Origin of the sequence: Paracoccus sp. KR1-242 (genome assembly GCF_049446195.1) — a bacterium.
GTDB classification, from domain to species: Bacteria; Pseudomonadota; Alphaproteobacteria; order Rhodobacterales; family Rhodobacteraceae; genus Paracoccus; species Paracoccus broussonetiae.
Window position 1 is genome coordinate 90106 of sequence record NZ_JBMSED010000002.1, and the last position, 18198, is coordinate 108303.

The 18198-nt window shown below is 65.0% G+C and carries 19 protein-coding genes; 14 read left to right on the forward strand and 5 right to left on the reverse strand.

Annotated features, from left to right (window positions below; all coding sequences use genetic code 11):
- Window positions 1–32 precede the first annotated feature (32 nt).
- From ACO2Q4_RS03975 to ACO2Q4_RS04000, 6 genes are all read left to right on the forward strand, one after another.
- Window positions 33–722, forward strand: a complete 690-nt coding sequence (locus ACO2Q4_RS03975) for a GntR family transcriptional regulator (protein ID WP_423317438.1) — start codon at window positions 33–35, stop codon at window positions 720–722.
- Window positions 723–743: 21 nt separating this feature from the next.
- The gene (locus ACO2Q4_RS03980) at window positions 744–1511 is read left to right on the forward strand and encodes an SDR family oxidoreductase (protein WP_423317440.1); all 768 of its coding nucleotides are present in this window, start codon (window positions 744–746) and stop codon (window positions 1509–1511) included.
- Between the two features lie 273 nt (window positions 1512–1784).
- The gene (locus tag ACO2Q4_RS03985) at window positions 1785–2573 is read left to right on the forward strand and encodes an HpcH/HpaI aldolase family protein (protein ID WP_423317441.1); all 789 of its coding nucleotides are present in this window, start codon (window positions 1785–1787) and stop codon (window positions 2571–2573) included.
- 234 nt (window positions 2574–2807) lie between these two features.
- Window positions 2808–2951, forward strand: coding sequence for a hypothetical protein (locus ACO2Q4_RS03990; RefSeq protein WP_311761262.1), 144 nt, complete (start codon window positions 2808–2810; stop codon window positions 2949–2951).
- Window positions 2952–3129: 178 nt separating this feature from the next.
- Window positions 3130–3303: a hypothetical protein gene (locus ACO2Q4_RS03995; protein WP_423317443.1), complete on the forward strand. Its 174-nt coding sequence runs from the start codon at window positions 3130–3132 to the stop codon at window positions 3301–3303.
- A gap of 77 nt (window positions 3304–3380) precedes the next feature.
- Complete coding sequence (locus ACO2Q4_RS04000) at window positions 3381–3854, forward strand: sigma-70 family RNA polymerase sigma factor (protein ID WP_395131765.1); 474 nt, start codon at window positions 3381–3383, stop codon at window positions 3852–3854.
- A gap of 8 nt (window positions 3855–3862) precedes the next feature.
- Here the strand turns inward: ACO2Q4_RS04000 and ACO2Q4_RS04005 are convergent, their stop codons facing one another.
- Window positions 3863–4192 carry a hypothetical protein gene (locus tag ACO2Q4_RS04005; RefSeq protein ID WP_423317884.1) on the reverse strand — a complete coding sequence of 110 codons (330 nt, stop codon included), beginning with the start codon at window positions 4190–4192 and terminating at the stop codon, window positions 3863–3865.
- Here ACO2Q4_RS04005 and ACO2Q4_RS04010 point away from each other — a divergent pair.
- Both ACO2Q4_RS04010 and ACO2Q4_RS04015 read left to right on the forward strand, forming a co-directional pair.
- Window positions 4121–6904: a PAS domain-containing protein gene (locus ACO2Q4_RS04010; RefSeq protein ID WP_423317873.1), complete on the forward strand. Its 2784-nt coding sequence runs from the start codon at window positions 4121–4123 to the stop codon at window positions 6902–6904. The two genes, ACO2Q4_RS04005 and ACO2Q4_RS04010, sit on opposite strands and share 72 nt — an antisense overlap.
- Window positions 6897–7292, forward strand: coding sequence for a response regulator (locus tag ACO2Q4_RS04015; RefSeq protein ID WP_311761843.1), 396 nt, complete (start codon window positions 6897–6899; stop codon window positions 7290–7292). Before ACO2Q4_RS04010 ends, ACO2Q4_RS04015 begins: the two co-directional genes overlap by 8 nt.
- On the opposite strand, the gene ACO2Q4_RS04020 is transcribed toward ACO2Q4_RS04015, so the two are convergent.
- A complete protein-coding gene (locus tag ACO2Q4_RS04020) occupies window positions 7249–7812 on the reverse strand; it encodes a response regulator (RefSeq protein WP_395131771.1) in 564 nt (187 codons plus the stop codon). The genes ACO2Q4_RS04015 and ACO2Q4_RS04020 overlap by 44 nt on opposite strands.
- A 708-nt stretch (window positions 7813–8520) precedes the next feature.
- On the opposite strand from ACO2Q4_RS04020, the gene ACO2Q4_RS04025 reads away from it, so the two are divergent.
- From ACO2Q4_RS04025 to ACO2Q4_RS04035, 3 genes are all read left to right on the forward strand, one after another.
- The gene (locus tag ACO2Q4_RS04025) at window positions 8521–9378 is read left to right on the forward strand and encodes an SDR family oxidoreductase (RefSeq protein ID WP_423317446.1); all 858 of its coding nucleotides are present in this window, start codon (window positions 8521–8523) and stop codon (window positions 9376–9378) included.
- A gap of 58 nt (window positions 9379–9436) precedes the next feature.
- Window positions 9437–10021 carry a PRC-barrel domain-containing protein gene (locus ACO2Q4_RS04030; RefSeq protein WP_423317448.1) on the forward strand — a complete coding sequence of 195 codons (585 nt, stop codon included), beginning with the start codon at window positions 9437–9439 and terminating at the stop codon, window positions 10019–10021.
- 75 nt (window positions 10022–10096) lie between these two features.
- Window positions 10097–12841: an AMP-binding protein gene (locus ACO2Q4_RS04035; protein ID WP_423317450.1), complete on the forward strand. Its 2745-nt coding sequence runs from the start codon at window positions 10097–10099 to the stop codon at window positions 12839–12841.
- Here the strand turns inward: ACO2Q4_RS04035 and ACO2Q4_RS04040 are convergent.
- On the reverse strand, window positions 12814–13584 hold the full coding sequence (locus ACO2Q4_RS04040; protein ID WP_311759530.1) for an SDR family NAD(P)-dependent oxidoreductase: 771 nt from the start codon (window positions 13582–13584) through the stop codon (window positions 12814–12816). The genes ACO2Q4_RS04035 and ACO2Q4_RS04040 overlap by 28 nt on opposite strands.
- A gap of 219 nt (window positions 13585–13803) precedes the next feature.
- Between ACO2Q4_RS04040 and ACO2Q4_RS04045 the strand changes: the two genes are divergently transcribed.
- Window positions 13804–15486, forward strand: a complete 1683-nt coding sequence (locus tag ACO2Q4_RS04045) for a Na/Pi cotransporter family protein (RefSeq protein WP_423317452.1) — start codon at window positions 13804–13806, stop codon at window positions 15484–15486.
- On the opposite strand, the gene ACO2Q4_RS04050 is transcribed toward ACO2Q4_RS04045, so the two are convergent.
- Window positions 15459–15797 carry a metalloregulator ArsR/SmtB family transcription factor gene (locus ACO2Q4_RS04050; protein WP_423317454.1) on the reverse strand — a complete coding sequence of 113 codons (339 nt, stop codon included), beginning with the start codon at window positions 15795–15797 and terminating at the stop codon, window positions 15459–15461. The genes ACO2Q4_RS04045 and ACO2Q4_RS04050 overlap by 28 nt on opposite strands.
- 9 nt (window positions 15798–15806) lie before the next feature.
- On the opposite strand from ACO2Q4_RS04050, the gene ACO2Q4_RS04055 reads away from it, so the two are divergent.
- The gene (locus ACO2Q4_RS04055; RefSeq protein ID WP_423317875.1) at window positions 15807–16319 is read left to right on the forward strand and encodes a YeeE/YedE family protein; all 513 of its coding nucleotides are present in this window, start codon (window positions 15807–15809) and stop codon (window positions 16317–16319) included.
- The gene (locus ACO2Q4_RS04060; protein ID WP_423317455.1) at window positions 16319–16756 is read left to right on the forward strand and encodes a DUF6691 family protein; all 438 of its coding nucleotides are present in this window, start codon (window positions 16319–16321) and stop codon (window positions 16754–16756) included. Before ACO2Q4_RS04055 ends, ACO2Q4_RS04060 begins: the two co-directional genes overlap by 1 nt.
- A gap of 50 nt (window positions 16757–16806) precedes the next feature.
- On the opposite strand, the gene ACO2Q4_RS04065 is transcribed toward ACO2Q4_RS04060, so the two are convergent.
- On the reverse strand, window positions 16807–18189 hold the full coding sequence (locus ACO2Q4_RS04065; protein ID WP_423317456.1) for a uracil-xanthine permease family protein: 1383 nt from the start codon (window positions 18187–18189) through the stop codon (window positions 16807–16809).
- Between the last annotated feature and the right edge of the window lie 9 nt (window positions 18190–18198).

Here is an 18198-nt window from a genome sequence, read left to right on the forward strand (position 1 = left end):
GTTGGCAGCATGATGGGGAAAGGTTCTGCCATATGCCTGCTGGTCCCCCGCTTTCCGCATTGCCCGAACGGCCCGATTCGCTGGCCCGTCAGGTCCATGACATCCTGTCCGAAATGCTGCTTTCGGGTCAGTTGCGCCCGGCGGATCGCATGTCGATGCGGGATCTGGCCGACCAGCTTGGCGTCTCGGTCATGCCGGTGCGCGACGCGGTCAGCCGGCTGGTCGCCGCCGGGGCGCTGGAAAGCCGGCCCAACCGCGCGGTCGCGGTTCCGCTGATGACGCGCGCGGGCTTTCGCGACCTGACCGAGATCCGCATCCATAACGAGATGCTGGCCGTCCGCCTTGCCACGCTGCGCATGTCGGTTCCCCAGCTTGACCAGTTGCGCCAGCTGGAGATCGCGTTCTGCATGTCGCTGGAAGGCCCCGACAGCCGCGATGCCGTGCGCGCCAACAAGACGCTGCATTTCCACATCTATGAAAGCGCGGGTTCGCCCGTGCTGCGCGACGTGATTGCCGGGATGTGGCTGAAGGCCGGGCCGGTCATCACCCTTGACCTGGGCGAGGCGTCGCGCCGGTCGCGCAACGCGGCCTCGGTCAGCAACCATGCCGATCTGGTGCGGGCGATCGTGGCGCGCGAACCGGACGCGGCGGCCCATGCGCTTGAGGCAGACATAAGGTCCGCCGCCGAATTCATCCTGTCGCGTGACGTACTGCGCGACTGACACCGAACTGCGAGGGAATGCATGGATCTTGATTTGAGCGGACACCGGGTCATCGTCACCGCAGGGGCCAGTGGCATCGGGCGGGCCATCGTCCAGGCCTTTCTGGACGAAGGCGCGATCGTCGCGACCTGCGACATCGACGATGCCGCGCTGGCCACCCTGCCGGAGGGCGTGTTCCGCCAAAAGGTCGATGTCGGTGACAGCACGGCGCTGCGCGGCTTTCTGGGCATGGCGATGGCGCATCTGGGCGGGCTTGACTGCCTGGTCAACAATGCGGGCATCGCCGGGCCTACGGCCCGTGTCGAAGACATCGACCTGACCGCCTGGCACCAATGCATCGACATCTGCCTGACCAGTCAGTTCATCGCCTGCGCGGCCTGCACGGACGCGCTTCGCGACAGCGCGAATGCCTCGATCATCAACCTGTCATCGGTGGCGGGCCGCGTGGGGTTCCGCCTGCGCACCCCCTATGCCGCCGCGAAATGGGGGGTGATCGGCCTGACCAAGTCGCTTGCGATCGAGCTTGGCCCCGACGACATCCGCGTCAACGCCATCCTGCCGGGACTTGTCGCCGGAGACCGCCAGCGCCGCGTGCTGGAGGCCAAGGCGCAGTCTCAGGGCCGGAGCGTCGCTGAGGTAGAGGCTCAGGCGTTTTCGTTCACCTCGATCCGTCATTACGTCGAACCCGGTCAGATTGCCGATCAGATTGTCTATCTGGCCAGTCGGAGGGGCAGTTCGGTTTCGGGGCAAGCAATATCGGTTTGCGGCGACACGCAGATGCTGGCCTGAACGTCCTTTGGGTGATGTTCAAAGCGAGAATATCGGAACGTTGTCGTGTCTTCCTGCGGCATCCGGATGTTGATTTCAGATCTTCATTCAGTCTCTACAGCCGTTGCATTGACCACAAACGCGTATCGTCTCACTTGCGCAGGGCTGGCAAACCTCCAACGGCCAAGATCACCCCGGCAGGCCAAGAGTTTGCGCAAACGCACCCCACAAGACAGGGTTCAGCAAGCAAGAGCCCCCGGATCTCGGCACATTTATCGATCTGAAGGAAAGAACATGAACCCCCTGAAGCAGCGCATCCTTGCGGGAGAGCAGATCGCCGCCGCCTGGGTCCAACTGGGCAGCCCCGACATTGCCGAGATCATGGTTCATCACGGCTGGAAGGTGCTGGTCATCGACGGCGAGCATGGCCGTGGCGGCATCGAGGATTGGGTCGCCATCGCGCGCGCCGTCGAGGCCGCGGGCGGCGAGGTGGTGCTGCGCGTCCCGGATGGATCGGACACGATCCTGAAGCAGGTGCTCGACCGCGGCTTCCGCTCGTTGATTGTGCCATTTGTGAACACGGCCGCACAGGCGCGATCGATTGCCGCCGCCGCGCGCTATCCGGGCCTCGGAAATCGCGGCTATTGCGCCCCGATTATCCGTGCTTCTGGTTGGGGCACTCGGGAGGGATATGCACGGCAGGAGGCCTCGGATGAACTCCTGTTGATCCTGCAATGCGAGCATATCGAAGCTGTCGAAAACCTTGCGGAGATCGCCTCGGTGCCGGGGGTGGATATGGTGTTCATCGGGCCGAATGATCTGGCTGGCTCCATCGATCACCTGGAACGGTTGCTGGAACCAGCCCCACAAGTGCTGATCAAGCGAATTGAAGCGATAGTAGCCGAGGCCGGCAAGCCATTGGCCACGATCGTAGGGGCGGGACGCAACTGGAGCGATCTGTGGGCGCTTGGATACCGTTTCGCCGTCGGACCGAATGATGTCTCGCTGGTCATCGAGGGCGCACGCCGGACGGCCTCTGAGCGTGATCGCCTGCCTCTCCCATCTCAGGTCACAGGCTACTGAAAACGCCAAGCTGCATATGTCGCAGCACGCTTCGGATTATTCTGTTCGGCCCCGCATCCGCTGGACGCATCCGATATCGGGACCACGGTCAAGAACGGCATGGTCACGCTGCAGGACCAGATCGACAGCCGCTAGGCAAACCGCCGGGCCGGCGGCTGCACACGGCCCCCCGCCTGCGCGACCGGGAACATTGCGCCCGCGGGCGACGTTCCCTGTAGATAGCAGGAGGCTTTCATGCCCGAAGACAAGGACCAGACGACCCGGCCGTCCGAACGGGACAAAAGCGCGCCGCCGCCGGATCGGCCCAGCACCGCGCGGCAGCCCCGATATACCGGTCAGACCACCCCCGCCTCGGCCAGCGACGATCCCAGCGAATAGACGACAGTCTGCATTCACGGCCAGCCGATCGCAGCCGACGATCAAGATTCCGGCGCGTCGCCCGGACCACAAGGGCCTTGGACCGGCGCCAGCAACAGTTTGCGACAATTCCGTTTCTGCGGTCGCAAAAAACACGCTTAGCTGCTAAACTTGGGCGATGGACCATACGGAGGCCGCGATGACCGAAACCAGAGACGTTCCCGGCATCGATCCGGAACTGGACAAGGCCCTTTCCGAGCTGCTGGCGCAGACCGGGAAGGAAGCGATTTCTCCGCGTCTGAGCGAGTTGGCGCAGCGGCTTGAATTGGCGCTGGCCGGGGCCAAGGCGCGTCGGGGGGGAAGCGCCCCCTAATCCCTGCCGCCAGCGGAACCCCGCGTCCGGCGCCCGCGTTGACCTGCAATGCCGGCTCAAGCAGACGAAGGGGCTCCATGTCGGACGACGTTCTGTGCCACATTCCAGCGCTGCGGGCCTATTCGCGCGCGCTCTGCCGCAATCGAAGTGATGCCGAGGATCTGGTGCAGGAAACGCTTCTGCGCGCGATCGAGCATGCAGACAGCTATCGGCCGGGCACGAATATGCGGGCCTGGCTTTTCACCATCATGCGCAATCGTTTCTTCACCAATTGCCGCAAGGCCGCGCGCGAGGCCCCCGGAGCGGCCGATTGCGCATCGGTTAGACCACAGGTCGGCCCCGATCAGGAATGGCACATGATGGCGATCGAGCTTCATGCCGCCCTGCAGGCCATGCCCGCCCATTACCGCGAAGCAATCGTGCTGGTCGGCGCGCTGGGGGTCACCTATATCGACGCCGCCCGCCTGCTGGATTGCGACATCGGCACCATCAAAAGCCGCGTCAACCGGGCCAGAGGACAACTGCGAAGGGTCCTGGAACCAGAGATCTAGGAGCGTTCTCAGCCGTCCCATCGCTGGTTCAGGAACAAATACATCCTGCAGGCGTTCACTCCCGCGGATTCGCGGCCCTGCGCATCTGCGCCTTCCATGAAGGCGTCCCCGGAACCCACCTGACATTGGAGGGTGGCCTGAACGTATCCGAAAGCAAAGACAGCTTCCTGCTGCGCCTCAGCGATCGTCTGTGGTCGATGTCCGACGCCCAGGAAATGGCCGTTCTGGCCACGGATCTCGTCGGGAAATATCTGAAGACGGATCGCATATTCTTTACGGAAACGCGCGATGTGCAGCCCGCGGCGCGCGGGGCGGAACAAGCCGAGTGGGCGGGTCATGGGCGCGATCCACACCGGACGACGATCGCGGGCGACATCGCGGCGGACCTGCGGATACCAGCCTCCGTGCGCCAGGACCTGCTCGACACGGGCATCCAGGCCTTGCTGGTCGCCCCGGTCCTTCAGGACGGAAACCCGGTCGCGCAGCTGTGGCTGGAGCAGCACCAGATACGGTCCTGGCAAGAGGATGAGATCAAGCTGGCCCGGCTTGCCGCCAAGATGGTCTGGAAAGCGATCGAGCGGAACCGGCTGGAAACCGGCCTGCGCGCCTCCGAGCAGCTTCTGCATCGCAACCAGATCCTTCTCAGCGCGCAGAAAGAGGCGTTCCGGGCCGCGATGGACGGCGCGCCGCTGGCGGACTCGCTGGGTATACTAGTCGCTGCCGCCGTTCAGGGCACCGATACCGGGCTGCGCTGCGCCTTCTATCTTGCCGATGCGGATGGCGCGCTAAGCCATGTCGTGGGCATGCCGGAATCCTATGCCGCGCGCGTGAGCGGGTTTGTCGTTTCGCCGGAATCGCTGGCCTGCGGGTTGGCGGTCGCCTCGGGCGAACCGGTTGTCACGGTCGACATCCTTGAGGAACCGCGCTGGGAATCCTGGAAATGGCTTGCCGTGAATTACAACTATCGCGCCTGCTGGTCCTTCCCGGTCGAGACTGCCTCGGGGAAGCTGGTCGGAGCGCTGACAATGTATTTCCCAAACCCGCGCAGTCCCGCAGCCACGGATGTCGCGCTGGCCGCGGGGCTGACCCAGACGGCAGCGATCATCATTTCGCGCACCCAGTCCGAAGCGGCATTGCGCAGCACCGAAGGGCGGCTGGCCAAGGATCTTGCCTCGATGAGCGAGCTGCACAGCGTGGTCCGCGATCTGGTCGGCAGCAGCGAACCCCAAGCGCTTTACGACCGCATCGTGCGCGCCGCCGCCCTTCTGATGCGCGCGGACGCGGCCAGCCTGCAGGTTCTGGGCCCGCAGGACAAACTGCTGCGACTGATCGCCCATCGCGGAATCCCCCCGTCAGCGGTCGGCCAGTGGGAGCAGGTAAGTCTTAAGGACGCCGGCGTGGCGGGGCGCGCCCATGCCGCTGCCGACCGCGTATGCGTCGAGGATATCGACACGTTCGCCGCGCCGCCCGGCGAAACGCTTGTCTATCGCCTCGCCAATTTTCGCGGCGTCCAGTCCACCCCCCTGTGCACGCATCAGGGCGTGATCCTGGGGATGCTGTCGACGTTCTGGCAGAACCCTCGCCTTGCCAGCGACCGCGAGCTGAGGTTTTTCGATCTTCTGGTCCGCATGGCCGCGGATCTGGTCGAGCGCATGCGCGCCGACGAGCTTCTTCGTCTCAGCGAGGAACGGTTGCGCCAGTTCGGAGAGGCTTCCCGCGATGTCCTGTGGATCCGCGATGCCCGGACAATGCAATGGCAGTATCTGACCCCCGCCTTTGAAAACGTCTATGGCATGACGCGCGACGAGGTGCTGAAGGGGGACAATTTCCGCAGCTGGCTTCGCACCGTGTTCCGCGACGACCGGCGGCGCGCCATAGGCGCAATGCGGCGCGTCCGTCAGGGCGAGCATACCCACTTTGACTATCGCATCCGGCGGCCCGCCGACGGGATGGTCAGGTGGCTGCGCAGTACCATTTTCCCGATCCGCGATGCCTCGGGCGCGGTTGCCCTGATCGGGGGCATCGGGCAGGACCTCAGCGAGCTTCGCAGAACCGGCCTTCGCCTTCAGACCTTGATGGAGGGCATTCCGCAACTTGTCTGGCGCGCCGTGGATGGCGGGCAATGGACCTGGTCAAGCCCGCAATGGACGAAGTTCACGGGCTTGAGCGGCAAGGAAAGCCACGGCCACGGCTGGGTCGCGGCCATTCATCCCGACGACCGCGAAGCCGCGCTTCTCAGGTGGCGTGAGGCGATACAGACCGGGAATTTCGCGATCGAGGCGCGCATCAAGGGCACCGGGACGCAATATCGATGGTTTCAGAACCGTGCCACGCCGGTCCGTGACGAACTGGGCGAGATCGTCGAATGGTTGGGCACGTCGACGGATATCCACGACCTGCGCGAGCTGCAGGAACGGCAGCGGGTGCTGGTGGGCGAACTTCAGCACCGGACGCGCAATCTGTTGGGCGTGGTGAGATCACTGGCGGACAAATCGATGCGAAGCAGCACCGACCTGACCGATTTCCGCGGTCGTTTCAACGACCGGATCGACGCTTTGGCGCGGGCGCAAGGGCTGCTGTCCCGCCTGCACGACGACACCCGCGTCACCTTCGACGCCTTGCTGAAAAGCGAACTGGGCGCCCTGGGTGGACGGTCCGAACAGATCACCCTACGCGGGCCGGCGGATGTCTTCCTGCGGTCATCGACCGTCCAGACGCTTGCGCTGGCGATCCACGAACTTGCGACCAATGCCGTCAAGCACGGGGCGCTGGCTCAGGCACCGGGCCACCTTCACGTGACCTGGCGCATGGACCACGCCGGCCCGGAAGGCTCACCAAGGCTTGATATCGACTGGCGGGAAAGCGGCGTCACGATGAAGGCGCGGGACGTTTCGGATCTGGCGGTCGGCAGCGGCCGCGAACTGATCGAACGCGCGCTGCCCTATCAGGTCGGGGGCGAGACAAGCTTTCGCCTTGAAGCGGACGGCGTGCATTGCAGGATCCGCATTCCCGTCTCCTCCAGGCATCCGGAAACGTCCGGCAATGGCTGAGACGGCCCGCCTTTTGCGCGTCCTGATCGTCGAGGACGAGTTCCTGCTGGCCGACGAGATGCGCTCCGCCCTTCAGGAAAGCGGGGCGGTGGTCGTGGGTCCTGCAGGCAATGTGCAGGCCGCGTTGAACCTGATTGCCCGGAGCGAACTTGACGTCGCCGTCCTTGACGTGAACCTGCGGGGGGAAACGGTTGTCCCTGTCGCGCGCGAGCTGCTGGCGCGCGCAATCCCCTTTGCCTTCGTGACCGGATACGACATTGCCGCAATCGATGGCTCACTTGCCCAGGCCGCGCAGTTCGAAAAGCCCGTCAATCTCGCGGCCCTGACCCGATGGGTCTGGGGTTTCAGTTCAGATGATCCCCATGCCTCGTCTGGAACTCGCGGGTAAGAAGCTCCATCAGCCAGCTTTTCAGCTTGTGCGGACTGTCGTCGCGCTCGGTCGTCTCGATGGCGACCTTCAGCGCCGCTTCCACCAACCGCTCGGCCGATGCCTTGTCCGGCATCATCCGCCGCGCCTGGACCAGCATTTCGCGAACCACGGACTCGATGGTCTCGGCCGGGGGGGTGCGCCCCTCCTCTTGCCGGGAACGCAGACCGCTCAGCAGCCAGCGCGCGTGGCCGGGCTTGTTATACACATCGGTCGGGCAAAAGCGCGACGGCACAAGCTGGGGGTCGTAGCCGGTATAGAACAGGAAGGGGATTTGCAGCGCCTGCAAACTGTCCGCGATATGAAAGGATGTGCCGTCGCCCAGCCGGACATCCAGAATGGCCGCGTCCACGTCATCGAAGTTCATCGCGCCTTCTTCAAGATTGGCATATGGGCCGACGACCACCTCTCCCAGTTCAAGGATCTCGCGAGCCAGTTGATCGGCCACAAGATAGTCGTCTTCAACGATGAGAATGCGCATGGTGTCGTCCCTTTCTTGCAGGAAGGTCAGCCCGGACCGCTGCACAAGGCCAAGCCCGGTAGGGAAGGATCGCCGATGATCGTCACGACTGTTTTCGTGACTGGCGGTCGTCCCATTGTCGCCCAATGCGCAGGATGACACAACAGCTAACTGGGAAATCGTGGTGTGGCCGCAGTCGAGCGGCCCGAACCTGCCGCCCGGAATTTGCAGGTTATCGATGGCAGGACACAGGTGCCGGTCGCGGGTCTTGCAATGCGCGGCCGCCGCCTCGCCTTTCAGGCAAGTATATCAACGCGGCGGAAATGATTTGCTATTAATCTGCAAATTTAAAATGTCGTCGTCAAAAGAAGGGGCCGCGAAAGCGGCCCTTTCCTTGTCGATCAAAATATCCCGGTGACATACAGCAGGATAATCACAACGATCGGAACGCCAAGCAACCAGGCCAGAATTCCTTTCATGATACGCGTCCTCCTTATTTGCATCGAACGAACGCCAAGAAAATGACTGTGGTTCCAAAGAACCGACAAAGAATGCAACCTTTGCACGCGGATGCAGGACAGCGGCTGGCCCAATGATCCTGCGGAAGAAAATCAAAAAACTTCGGGAACATTTCCGATGTTTGGCTGTTGGGGCTGCCCTGATGGCGGTCAGGGTGCCAGTCGCAGGCACCTTCCTGCCGCGCGGCCCCAAGAAGCAGAAGGGAGCAGCATGAAACACTATCCCAAACCCCCGTTCCCCAAGCAGACCCAGGAACTGCCCGGAACTTTCCAGGTGATGGACCCGAAACCGGATCACGGAGAGACCTCGTGGCAGGGAAAGGGCAGGCTTGAAGGCCTTGTCGCGCTGGTGACGGGTGGCGACAGCGGCATCGGGCGGGCCGTGTCGATTGCCTATGCCCGCGAAGGTGCGGATGTCGCCATCGCCTATCTGAACGAGGATCAGGACGCGCGTGATACCGCGCGCCTGATCGAAGAAGCCGGAAGGAGATGCCTGCTGATACCGGGCGATCTTGGCAGTGCCGAGCATTGCCGCAACGTGATAGAACGCACGGTGGAACAATTCGGCCGCATCGATGTTCTTGTGAACAATGCCGCCCATCAAATGAAATTCGACAGCATAGCGGAAATCTCGGACGAAGAGTGGCGCAGAACATTTTCGGTGAATATCGACGCCATGTTCTATCTGATCAAGGCGGCGCTGCCGAACATGCCCTCGGGCAGTTCGATAATCAACACCGCGTCGATAAACTCTGACAAACCGAATCCAGAACTTCTGGCTTATGCGACGACAAAGGGCGCAATCCAGAATTTCACCATGGGCCTTGCCCAATTGCTGGCCGAAAAGGGCATTCGCGCCAATGCGGTTGCGCCGGGGCCGGTCTGGACCCCCCTTATCCCCGCAAGCTTTCCTGCCGAGGATGTCGCGAAATTCGGGCAATCCTATCCGATGAAGCGGCCCGCGCAACCGGTGGAACTGGCCTCGGCCTATGTGATGCTGGCCGATCCGATGTCCAGCTATGTCTCGGGCGCGACGATCGCGGTCACTGGCGGCATGCCGATGATCTGAACTTGCGACGGCCGAAGGGCCGGACGCAGCACATTGAAATCAACTTCGGAGATCGGACATGAACGCAATCCCTGTGCTTGCGATGGCGGTGGTCTTTCTGGGCGGTCCGGTCCTTGCCCAGCAGGCGACGGACACGACCAGCATTCCCGCAGGCAGTGATGCACCGGGGGCCACGGATGCGCCCGTGACGAAAGTGCCGGGCACGGCCGAAAGCGCCGCACCCACGGTCGCCCCCTCGGCCGGAAAGGGCGCCGCGACGGGATCGGATGAACCGGCAGGCCCCTTCGGCTTCGATTACGCGCCAGCCGCGCAGGACATCTCGGCCCGGACCTTTATCGGCAAGCGGCTTTACGCCACCCCGACCCCGCCCGAGAAAGGCGCGACCGTGACCAAGGCGGATGCCAGCTGGAAGGACGTTGGCGAGATTGACGATCTCGTCATCGACAGCGAAGGCCGGGTCAAGGCCGTGCTTGTGGATGTCGGGGGATTTCTTGGTCTGGGCGAGAAAACCGTGGCCGTAGCCCTTGAACAGTTGCGGGTGATCGGGGACCGGGACACCAGCAAGGATTACTTCATCGTCTTTACCGCGGATCGCACGGCGATCGAGCAGGCGCGCGCATTCGAATGGCCGGACGCGGACTAGCCGCCCCCATCGCCGCACTTGACCTTGCGGCAGTTTGCGTTGACGACGTTGGCTGTCCTTAACGGTAGCACCCGCATGTCCCAGCCCTATGCCTCGATCGCCGACGAAATCGCGACTGCCCTGACCCGCTTTGCCGACCTGACGGCGCTGAGGGACCGGCGACAAAGCATGACCTATGCCGAACTGGGCGGCTTCATCGCCGCCGCGCGGCCCACTCTGGCGGAACAGAAGGCCGTGGCGGTCTATGGCGTGCCGGGGACGCTGTTTGGCGCGGCGGTCACCGCCTGCGTGGTCGATGGGCGTCCTTTCGTGCATCTGGACCCGGCCATGCCCAAGGCGGTTCTGGAGAATATCGTGGCAGAGCTGGGGATCTCGCTGATCCTGACATCGCAGCCGCCAAGGCCGGACCAGTTGCCCGCCGGGTGCCGCGTGGTCGATGCCGCCGGGTTCCTGGGCGCCGCCCCCGCTGACGTCACGGCGGCACCGGTCAGGCCCACGGATGCGATCTATCTTGTGGCGACATCGGGCACCACCGGCCGCCCCAAATGCATTCCGGTCACGCATGACGCCGCCCTTCTGTCCTATCACTGGCGCGAGGAATACGCGCCCTATACCCCCGGCATGAAGGTCGGCGTCTATATCTTCGCGATATGGGAGATGTTTCGCCCGCTGCGCTTCGGCTCGGAAATCTGCTTCCCGACGCTGCAGGAGCTGCTGTCGCCGCAGGGGCTGGCCGCGTTCATCACCGACCACGGCATCCAGGAAATGCTGTTCACGCCGTCCTTCCTGGAAAAGATCCTTGGCCCGGTCGATGCGGCTGTCGGCGCGGCCCTGCCCCTTGCCCGCGTCATCCTGAACGGAGAGGTCGTCCACGACCGCCTGATCGCCGAGATCCAGACCAAGCTGCCGCAGGTCACGCTGTGGAACCTTTACAGCATCTGCGAAACCCATGACATCTGCATGTCCAGGGTCACGGGCCTGCGGGACAAGGCCGCGGGCACGGCAGTCGGCAAGGCGATGCCGCATCTGCGCGCCGTGGTGCTGGACCATGAGGACCGGCCCTGCCCCCCCGGCACCGCGGGCCTGCTGCATTTCGAAGGCCCGCGCATGCTGGGCCCCGGCTATGTGGACCGCCCCGAGGAAACCGCCCGCCGGTTCCGCGAACTGGTCATCGACGGCCACGAGATGCGCCTTTACGACACCGGCGATCAGGGCATCGTCGCGGCCGATGGGCAGATCACCGTCCTGGGCCGCGTCGCCCATATGCTGAAGCTGCGCGGCCACAGCATCCAGACCGCAGAACTGACGCAGACCATGGCGGGGCTGCTGGACTTCGGGCAGGCGATCCCATGGGTGCGCGACATTCAGGGCGGCGGTCAGGCGCTGGTCTTCTATTACACCGCCGATGCTGAGCAGGCGGCGCGGAACGCTTCGCGCTGGCAGGGTGGCGGGCCGCGGATACCCGCCGCGCTGGCCCATGCGCTGCGGCAGGTCCTGCCCGCCTATTGCATTCCGTCCTATCTGGTCCGGTTGCAGGAAATTCCCATCCATCAGGTCTCGGGCAAATGCGACTTCAAGGCGCTGCCCGAGATTGCGATTCAGGCCGATGCGGACGGCGAATTTGCGGTGCTGACGCAGGTGGCGCGGATCATGCGCTGCGATGCCGCCGCTTTGGACCCCGACCGCTCGTTCCACGATCTGGGCGGCGATTCCCTGATGTGCGTGGATCTGGTCCTTGCGCTTGAGGAAAGCTATGGCCGTCGCGTCGATTTCGACTGGGCGCTGAACCTGCCGCTTGCGCGCCTGCACCAGTTGCTGACCGATGACAGCGGGGCCAGCGTGGCGCGGGTGGATCGCCCCGGCCTGTTCCTGACCGGCGCGACGGGATTTCTGGGCGGGCATGTGCTGGCGGCGGCGCTGGACCGCCTGCCCGCGGATCAGGTCGTCTATTGCCTTGTCCGCCCCGGCAACCGCGATCCGCAGACGCGTCTTCAGGGCGTCGTGCCCGCGCAACACCAAGGCCGCGTCGTCGTCCTTGCGGGCCAGATCGATGTGCCGATGTTCGGGCTGGACGCCGCGACCTATGCCGGCCTCTCGCATCAGGTCAGCCACGTCATCCACTGCGCCGCGACCGTGAACCTGGCCGTAGATCGTGAACGGATGGAGGAATGGTCCCGCGCCGGGATCAGCAATGTCGTGCAATTCTGCCGCGACGCCGGGGCGGATCTGCGCTTTTCATCCTCGACCGCGGTCTTCCCCGAAACCGGCGGACCCTTTGCCGAAGGCCCGGCCCGGCTGTTCGACGGCTGTTCCGGCTATGGCGCGGCCAAGATCGCGGCCGAGGCCGAGATCGCCAGCTCGGGCATTCCGGCGGCGATCGTCCGCCTGCCCTCGCTTTACGACATGGACGCGCCGAACCCGCGCGACATCTGCGAAATCGTGCTGGCAGCCTGTCGCGAGGCCGGGGCCATTCCGCGCGGGCTGACCTTTCCCATGACGGATGTGCGGGCGGCCGCGGCCTTTCTGACGGGGTTGACCCCGCCCACAGGGGTGGCGTGGTTCAACCTGATTGCGGATGCGGCCATTGCCCCGGATGCCAACCATATGGCCGTGCTGGACCGCGCCGAATGGCTGGACCGCGTCCGGCTGTCAGACGGGGTGCGGCGCCTGATCGAGGCCGACGCGCAGATTTTGGCGGCGGATGCCCGCTTCGACAATGCCGCCGCAAAGGCCGCGTGGCGGGGCGACTATGCCGCAATCTGCGATGCCCCCCGCCTGATCGGCCAGCGGCTTTACCAAAGCGAGCCGGCGTTGATCTGATAATCGGCCATCGTCACCCCCCGGGCGGCGTCGCTGGCCAGATAGGCCACCAGCTCGGCCACCTCGTCGGGCTGGACCAGCTTGCCCTGCGGGTTCGAGGACTCATACTTCGCGCGGACCTCGGCCAAGGGGGCACCGGCGGCGACTTCGGCATCGATGAAGGTTTTCAGCATCTCGGTTTCCACCCAGGTCGGGCTGACGCTGTTGCAGGTGACGCCCGCCGCCGCGCCTTCCAGCGCGACGCAGCGCCCCAATCCCAGCAGCCCGGCCTTGGACGCGCAATAGGCGCCGTTCTGCGCCATGCCCTGATGCGCCGCGACCGAGGCGATGTTGACGATCCGCCCCCATTTCTGGGCCATCATGCCGGGCATGACCTCTCGGATCATCTTGAAGGTGCCGGTCAGGTTGGTGTCGATGGTGTCATCCCACAGGCGGTCGCTGTGCCCCGCGACGGCGCCCTCTTCATAGACCCCGGCGGCGTTCACCAGAATGTCGACCCGCCCGTGACGCGCCAGCACATCCGCCACAAAGCCCCGGCAGCCCTCGGTATCGCGCACGTCCAGCTGGCCAAAACCGATGCGGTCGCCAAATTCCGCGGTCAGGTCGCGCGTCAGTTCCGGCGCTGCCCCGCGCCGCGCACCAATGGCGACCGTCGCGCCGCCGCGTGCCAGCCGCATGGCCACCGCGCGCCCGATACCCGTCAGGCCACCCGTGACAATCGCAACCCGGTTTTCACTTTGCATCATCTCATCCGTCGTTGATTGACAGCTTCGCGGGGTGCAGTCGCACGATTGGGGGCGGCAGGTCCAGCATCCAGAAGACCGGGACGGGCAAGGATGCGCCAATGGCCCGCCCTGCCCGACGGCGCGGAATGGCGCTTGAACACATGGCCATGCGCTCAATACAGTCCTGATCTGCGCGGATCTTCCATCGCCCGCGGCCGCAAGGGAAAGGGGGACTGCATGCAAACCCTGACTGCCGTTCTTGGAGGCATCGGGATCTTCCTGCTGGGCATGACGGTCATGACCGACAGCCTGAAAGAGCTTGCGGGAACGGCGCTGAGAACGATCCTGAGCAAGGCCGCCGCCACCCCGATCTCGGGCACGTTCTGGGGCGCGGTCGTCACGCTGCTGGTGCAGTCGTCTAGCGCGGTCACGATGACGACGATCGGCCTTGTCAGTTCGGGACTGCTGACCTTTCCGCAAGGGCTTGGCCTTGTCTTCGGGGCGAATGTCGGCACCACCGGGACGGGCTGGCTGGTGGCGCTGATCGGGGTCCGCGTGTCCCTGTCCGCCTTCGCGCTGCCGCTGATCTTCCTTGGCGCGCTGGCGCGATTGCTGGGCTCGCAAAGGATCGCAGCCGCGGGCGGGGCCGTCGCGGGCTTTGCCATGGTGCTGTACGGGCTGACGACGCTGCAACAGGGCATGGGGGGACTGGCGGACAGCCTGCAACCCTCGGACCTGCCCGCCGTACTGGGTCAGGCGGGTGTCGGCTGGATCTCGGGCGCGATGGAGCTGGCCGCGCTGATTGCGATCGGGCTGGCGATGACCGCCGTCATGCAATCGTCGACGGCCGCGATCGCGGTCACGATTTCGGCCTTTTACGCCGGTGCGGTCAATCTGGAGCAGGGCGCGGCGCTGATCATCGGCCAGAACATCGGCACCGCGACAAGCTCGGCCCTGGCCGCCATCGGGGCAAGCATCACGGCCAAGCGACTTGCGCTGGCCTATGTGCTGTTCAAGCTGATGGCCGCGATCATCGCGCTTGTCACCTTTCCCTTCGCGGTCAGGCTGATGCGCGGGCTTGAACCCCTGGTCAGCGGCGTGACGCTGCTGGCGGCCTATCACACGGCATTCAATGTCGTGGGTGTCGCGGTGCTTCTTCCGGCCACGCAATGGTTCACCCGGACGGTCGAACGCATCCTGCCCGCGAAGCAGGGGCCGTTTCCCCAGGCGCTTGATCCCAGCGCGCTTGCAAATCCCATCGTCGCCATCGAAACGGCGCGCCGCGCCATTGCCGAAGTTCTGGCGCAGACGACCGGGCGGGTCATCTCCGCGCTTCAAGGGGATGCCGATCGCGTTCCGGGGGATCTGGCCCAGCAGGAGGCCGGGCTTGATCGGGTCAGGGATTTTCTGTCCGAACTTGAGGAGCCGCCCGCGACAGGGGCCGAGCAGTCGCGCATGACCAAGCTGCTGCACGCGCTGGACCACGCCTCGCGCCTGATTCAGGCCGTGAAGGGGGGCGGGCTGGATCAGGGCGCCGCCCCCGCGCCATATCGCGATCCGCAGATCAACGGGCTGTGCCTGCGTTCGATGGCGGATGCGCAGACGGTTTGCGCCACCATCACCACCGAGGGAGGGCTTGGCGCGAAAGCCGCCCCCATCGGGTGGACCATCTCGCCCGCTGTCGGCGCGACGCTTGCGGCGCTTGCGGATACGGCCGGCGATCTCGACGCCCAGGCGCGACGGACCCGTGCCGATCTGCTGGCATCGGTATCGCCCGGAAACCTGACCGCGGCGGATGCGTTTGCGCAGGTCGAGGCAAACCGGGTGCTGGAAAGCCTGGGCCACCATGCCTGGCGCGCGGCCGCGTATCTTTACGGCGCCGATGCCCCCGATCACCGGTCCTTGCAGAAGGCCTCGTAAAGCGCCGCCATCAGGATGCCGAGGTCGGGGTCGCTGATGCGATAAAAGATGGTCTGACCCTCGCGGCGTGTCTCGACCATTTCCGCCTCGCGCAGCTTGGCAAGGTGCTGGCTGAGCGCGGACTGGCCAAGGTCCACGGCCACCTGAAGCGCCCCGACCGAGCGTTCGCCCTTGGTCAGCTCGCACAGGATCAGCAGGCGCTTGGCATTGGCGACCAGCGCCAGCCGCGCGGCGACGTGATCCGCGCGGTCCTGCAGGGCGGCGGTCGCCTTGTCCGGCTGCGATATATTAGCGTTGACTGAATTAGACATTCTTAATATATACGGAGCGAATGCCGGCAAAGGCAAGCGCCTCGGCAAAGTCGGGAAATGCGGATGGATATCGGGATCGAAACGCAGTTCACGCCCTGGGCCTCGCTGCTGGGCGGTGTGCTGATCGGGCTGAGCGCGGTAATGGTGATGGGGCTGTTCGGGCGCATCGCAGGCATTTCCGGGATCACGCAGGGTGCGATCGGCGCCGTGGTCCCCCTGCCCGGCGCGCCAAGGGATCGCGACTGGCGACTGGCCTTTCTGGCCGGGCTGATTTTGGCGCCGCTGACCGTCATGGCCCTGGGCGGAACGGTCGCGCAGACGGTGCCGGGCAACCCGCTTGGCATGGCGCTGGCGGGGCTGCTGGTCGGCACCGGCACGGCGCTTGGATCGGGCTGCACCTCGGGGCACGGGGTCTGCGGGTTGGCGCGCTTGTCGCCCCGCGCGCTGGCGGCGGTCCTGACCTTCATGGCGGCGGGCCTTGTTACCGTCTTCCTGCTGCGCCACTTGCCGGGGGGCGCGTGATGCGTGCGGCCTGGGGCTTTCTGTGCGGTCTGGTCTTTGGGCTGGGGCTGGTGATCTCGGGGATGTCGGACCCGGCCAAGGTGCTGAACTTCCTGGATGTGGCGGGAAGCTGGGATCCAAGCCTGGCCTTTGTCATGGGCGGCGCCACGCTGACCGCCTTCATCGGCTATCGGCTGGTCTGGCGCCGTAACACACCGGTGCTGGAGCCAGCCTTTGACATCCCCCAAAATCGCAGGATCGACCGGCCGCTTCTGGCCGGGGCGCTGCTGTTCGGGATCGGGTGGGGCATTGGCGGGTTCTGTCCGGGTCCGGCCTGGACCGCCCTGCCCCTGCTTGCACCCGGAACCCTGATCTTCCTGCCCGCGATGCTGGCGGGATTGTGGCTGGGCGCGCGGATCAAATCCGGCAGGCGCCCCGGCGGACCGAGAACCGCCTAGGCCCGAACCTTGGCTGGAACCTCATGTCCAGCCGCACCCTTCGGATCTCCCTATCCCCCGAGGTGATCGGAAGGCACGCCCGCGGTCGCCTTGGCGGACCCGGCATCCGCCTTGCGAAGCGCCTCGGGCAGCCTGACCAGGACCAGCTCGGCAAGGATGGCCACGACCGATCCCACCACGATCGGGTGATGCACCATTTCCGCCAGCAGAGGGTAAAGTGAGGGCGACAGCGCGTCGGCCAAGGGTGGCACCCCCAATCCCGCCATGATGCCCAGAGGCGCGACCAGATTCTGCGCCGGACCCCGCCGCTCGATTCCGGCCATCTGGATCCCCGCCATGATGACCGTCGCGGCGGCGGGAATGAACAATCCGCCGATGACCGGTGCGGGCGTCGATACCAGGATCGCGCCGAATTTGGGGATGAAGGCCAGGACGATGAAGATGATCCCGGTTACCCGCACCACATGCCTGCTGGCGATGCCGGTCAGCTTGACCACGCCAAGGTTCTGGGCATAGGCGGTCGTCCCGAAGGCCCCCAGCAGGGCGGACAGCATCGAACCGCCTGCCTCGCCCGCGATGCCCATGTTGATGCGCTTTTCGTCCAGCTCGGTCCGGGCCAGGATCGCGGTCGCCTCGTACATGCCGACCGCTTCGACCACCGCGACGAAGAAGACGATGATCATGGTGATCGTGATGCCGGGGTCAAAGCTCCACGCCCCATAGGGCAGCAGCTTCGGCAAAGCCAGCCACGGCGCGGACCCGACGCTGGAGTAATCCAGAAGCCCCGCCATGGCCGCCGCGACATTGCCGACGATCAGGCCGAACAGGAAGCCGAAGGTCCGCATGCGCCCGCCCAGCCCCGAACACAGGACGACCGTCCCCATGGTGATCGCAGCGATCAGCAAGCTGTAGCCGGTACCGAAATGCGGGCTTCCCGGACCGCCGAAGAACTCCATGAAGGCGAATCCGGTCAGTGAGATCCCGACCAGCGTGATGATCGCCCCCGACACGGATTTCGACAGGACCGCGCGGATTTTTGCGAATTGCCCGGTGATCGCGGCCAGAAAGATGATTGCCGCCCCGATGAACAGCCCGAACCCCGCCGCGGCGATCGAACCGGCCTTGTAATAGCCGATCGCCAGCGGAGAGAAGGCCGAGGAAGGCCCCTGCACGATTGGAAGCCTGACCAGCCGGGTGCTTTGGACAAGCGTGACAAGCCCGGCGGCAAGAAAGGTGGCCGAGACCAGATTGGTCGCCAGCCCCGCCGAGAATCCCGCGACCGAGGCGATGAAGATCGGGTCCAGCCAGGCGTTTGACACCATCGCCTGCTGCGCCCCCAGGACAATGCGTTTGGGAAGCGGGATGAACTCCTCGACGCTTCCGACATCCGTTGACGTATCTTGACTTGCGTAGATCTTGCTTGCTGCGGTCATGACGGTTTT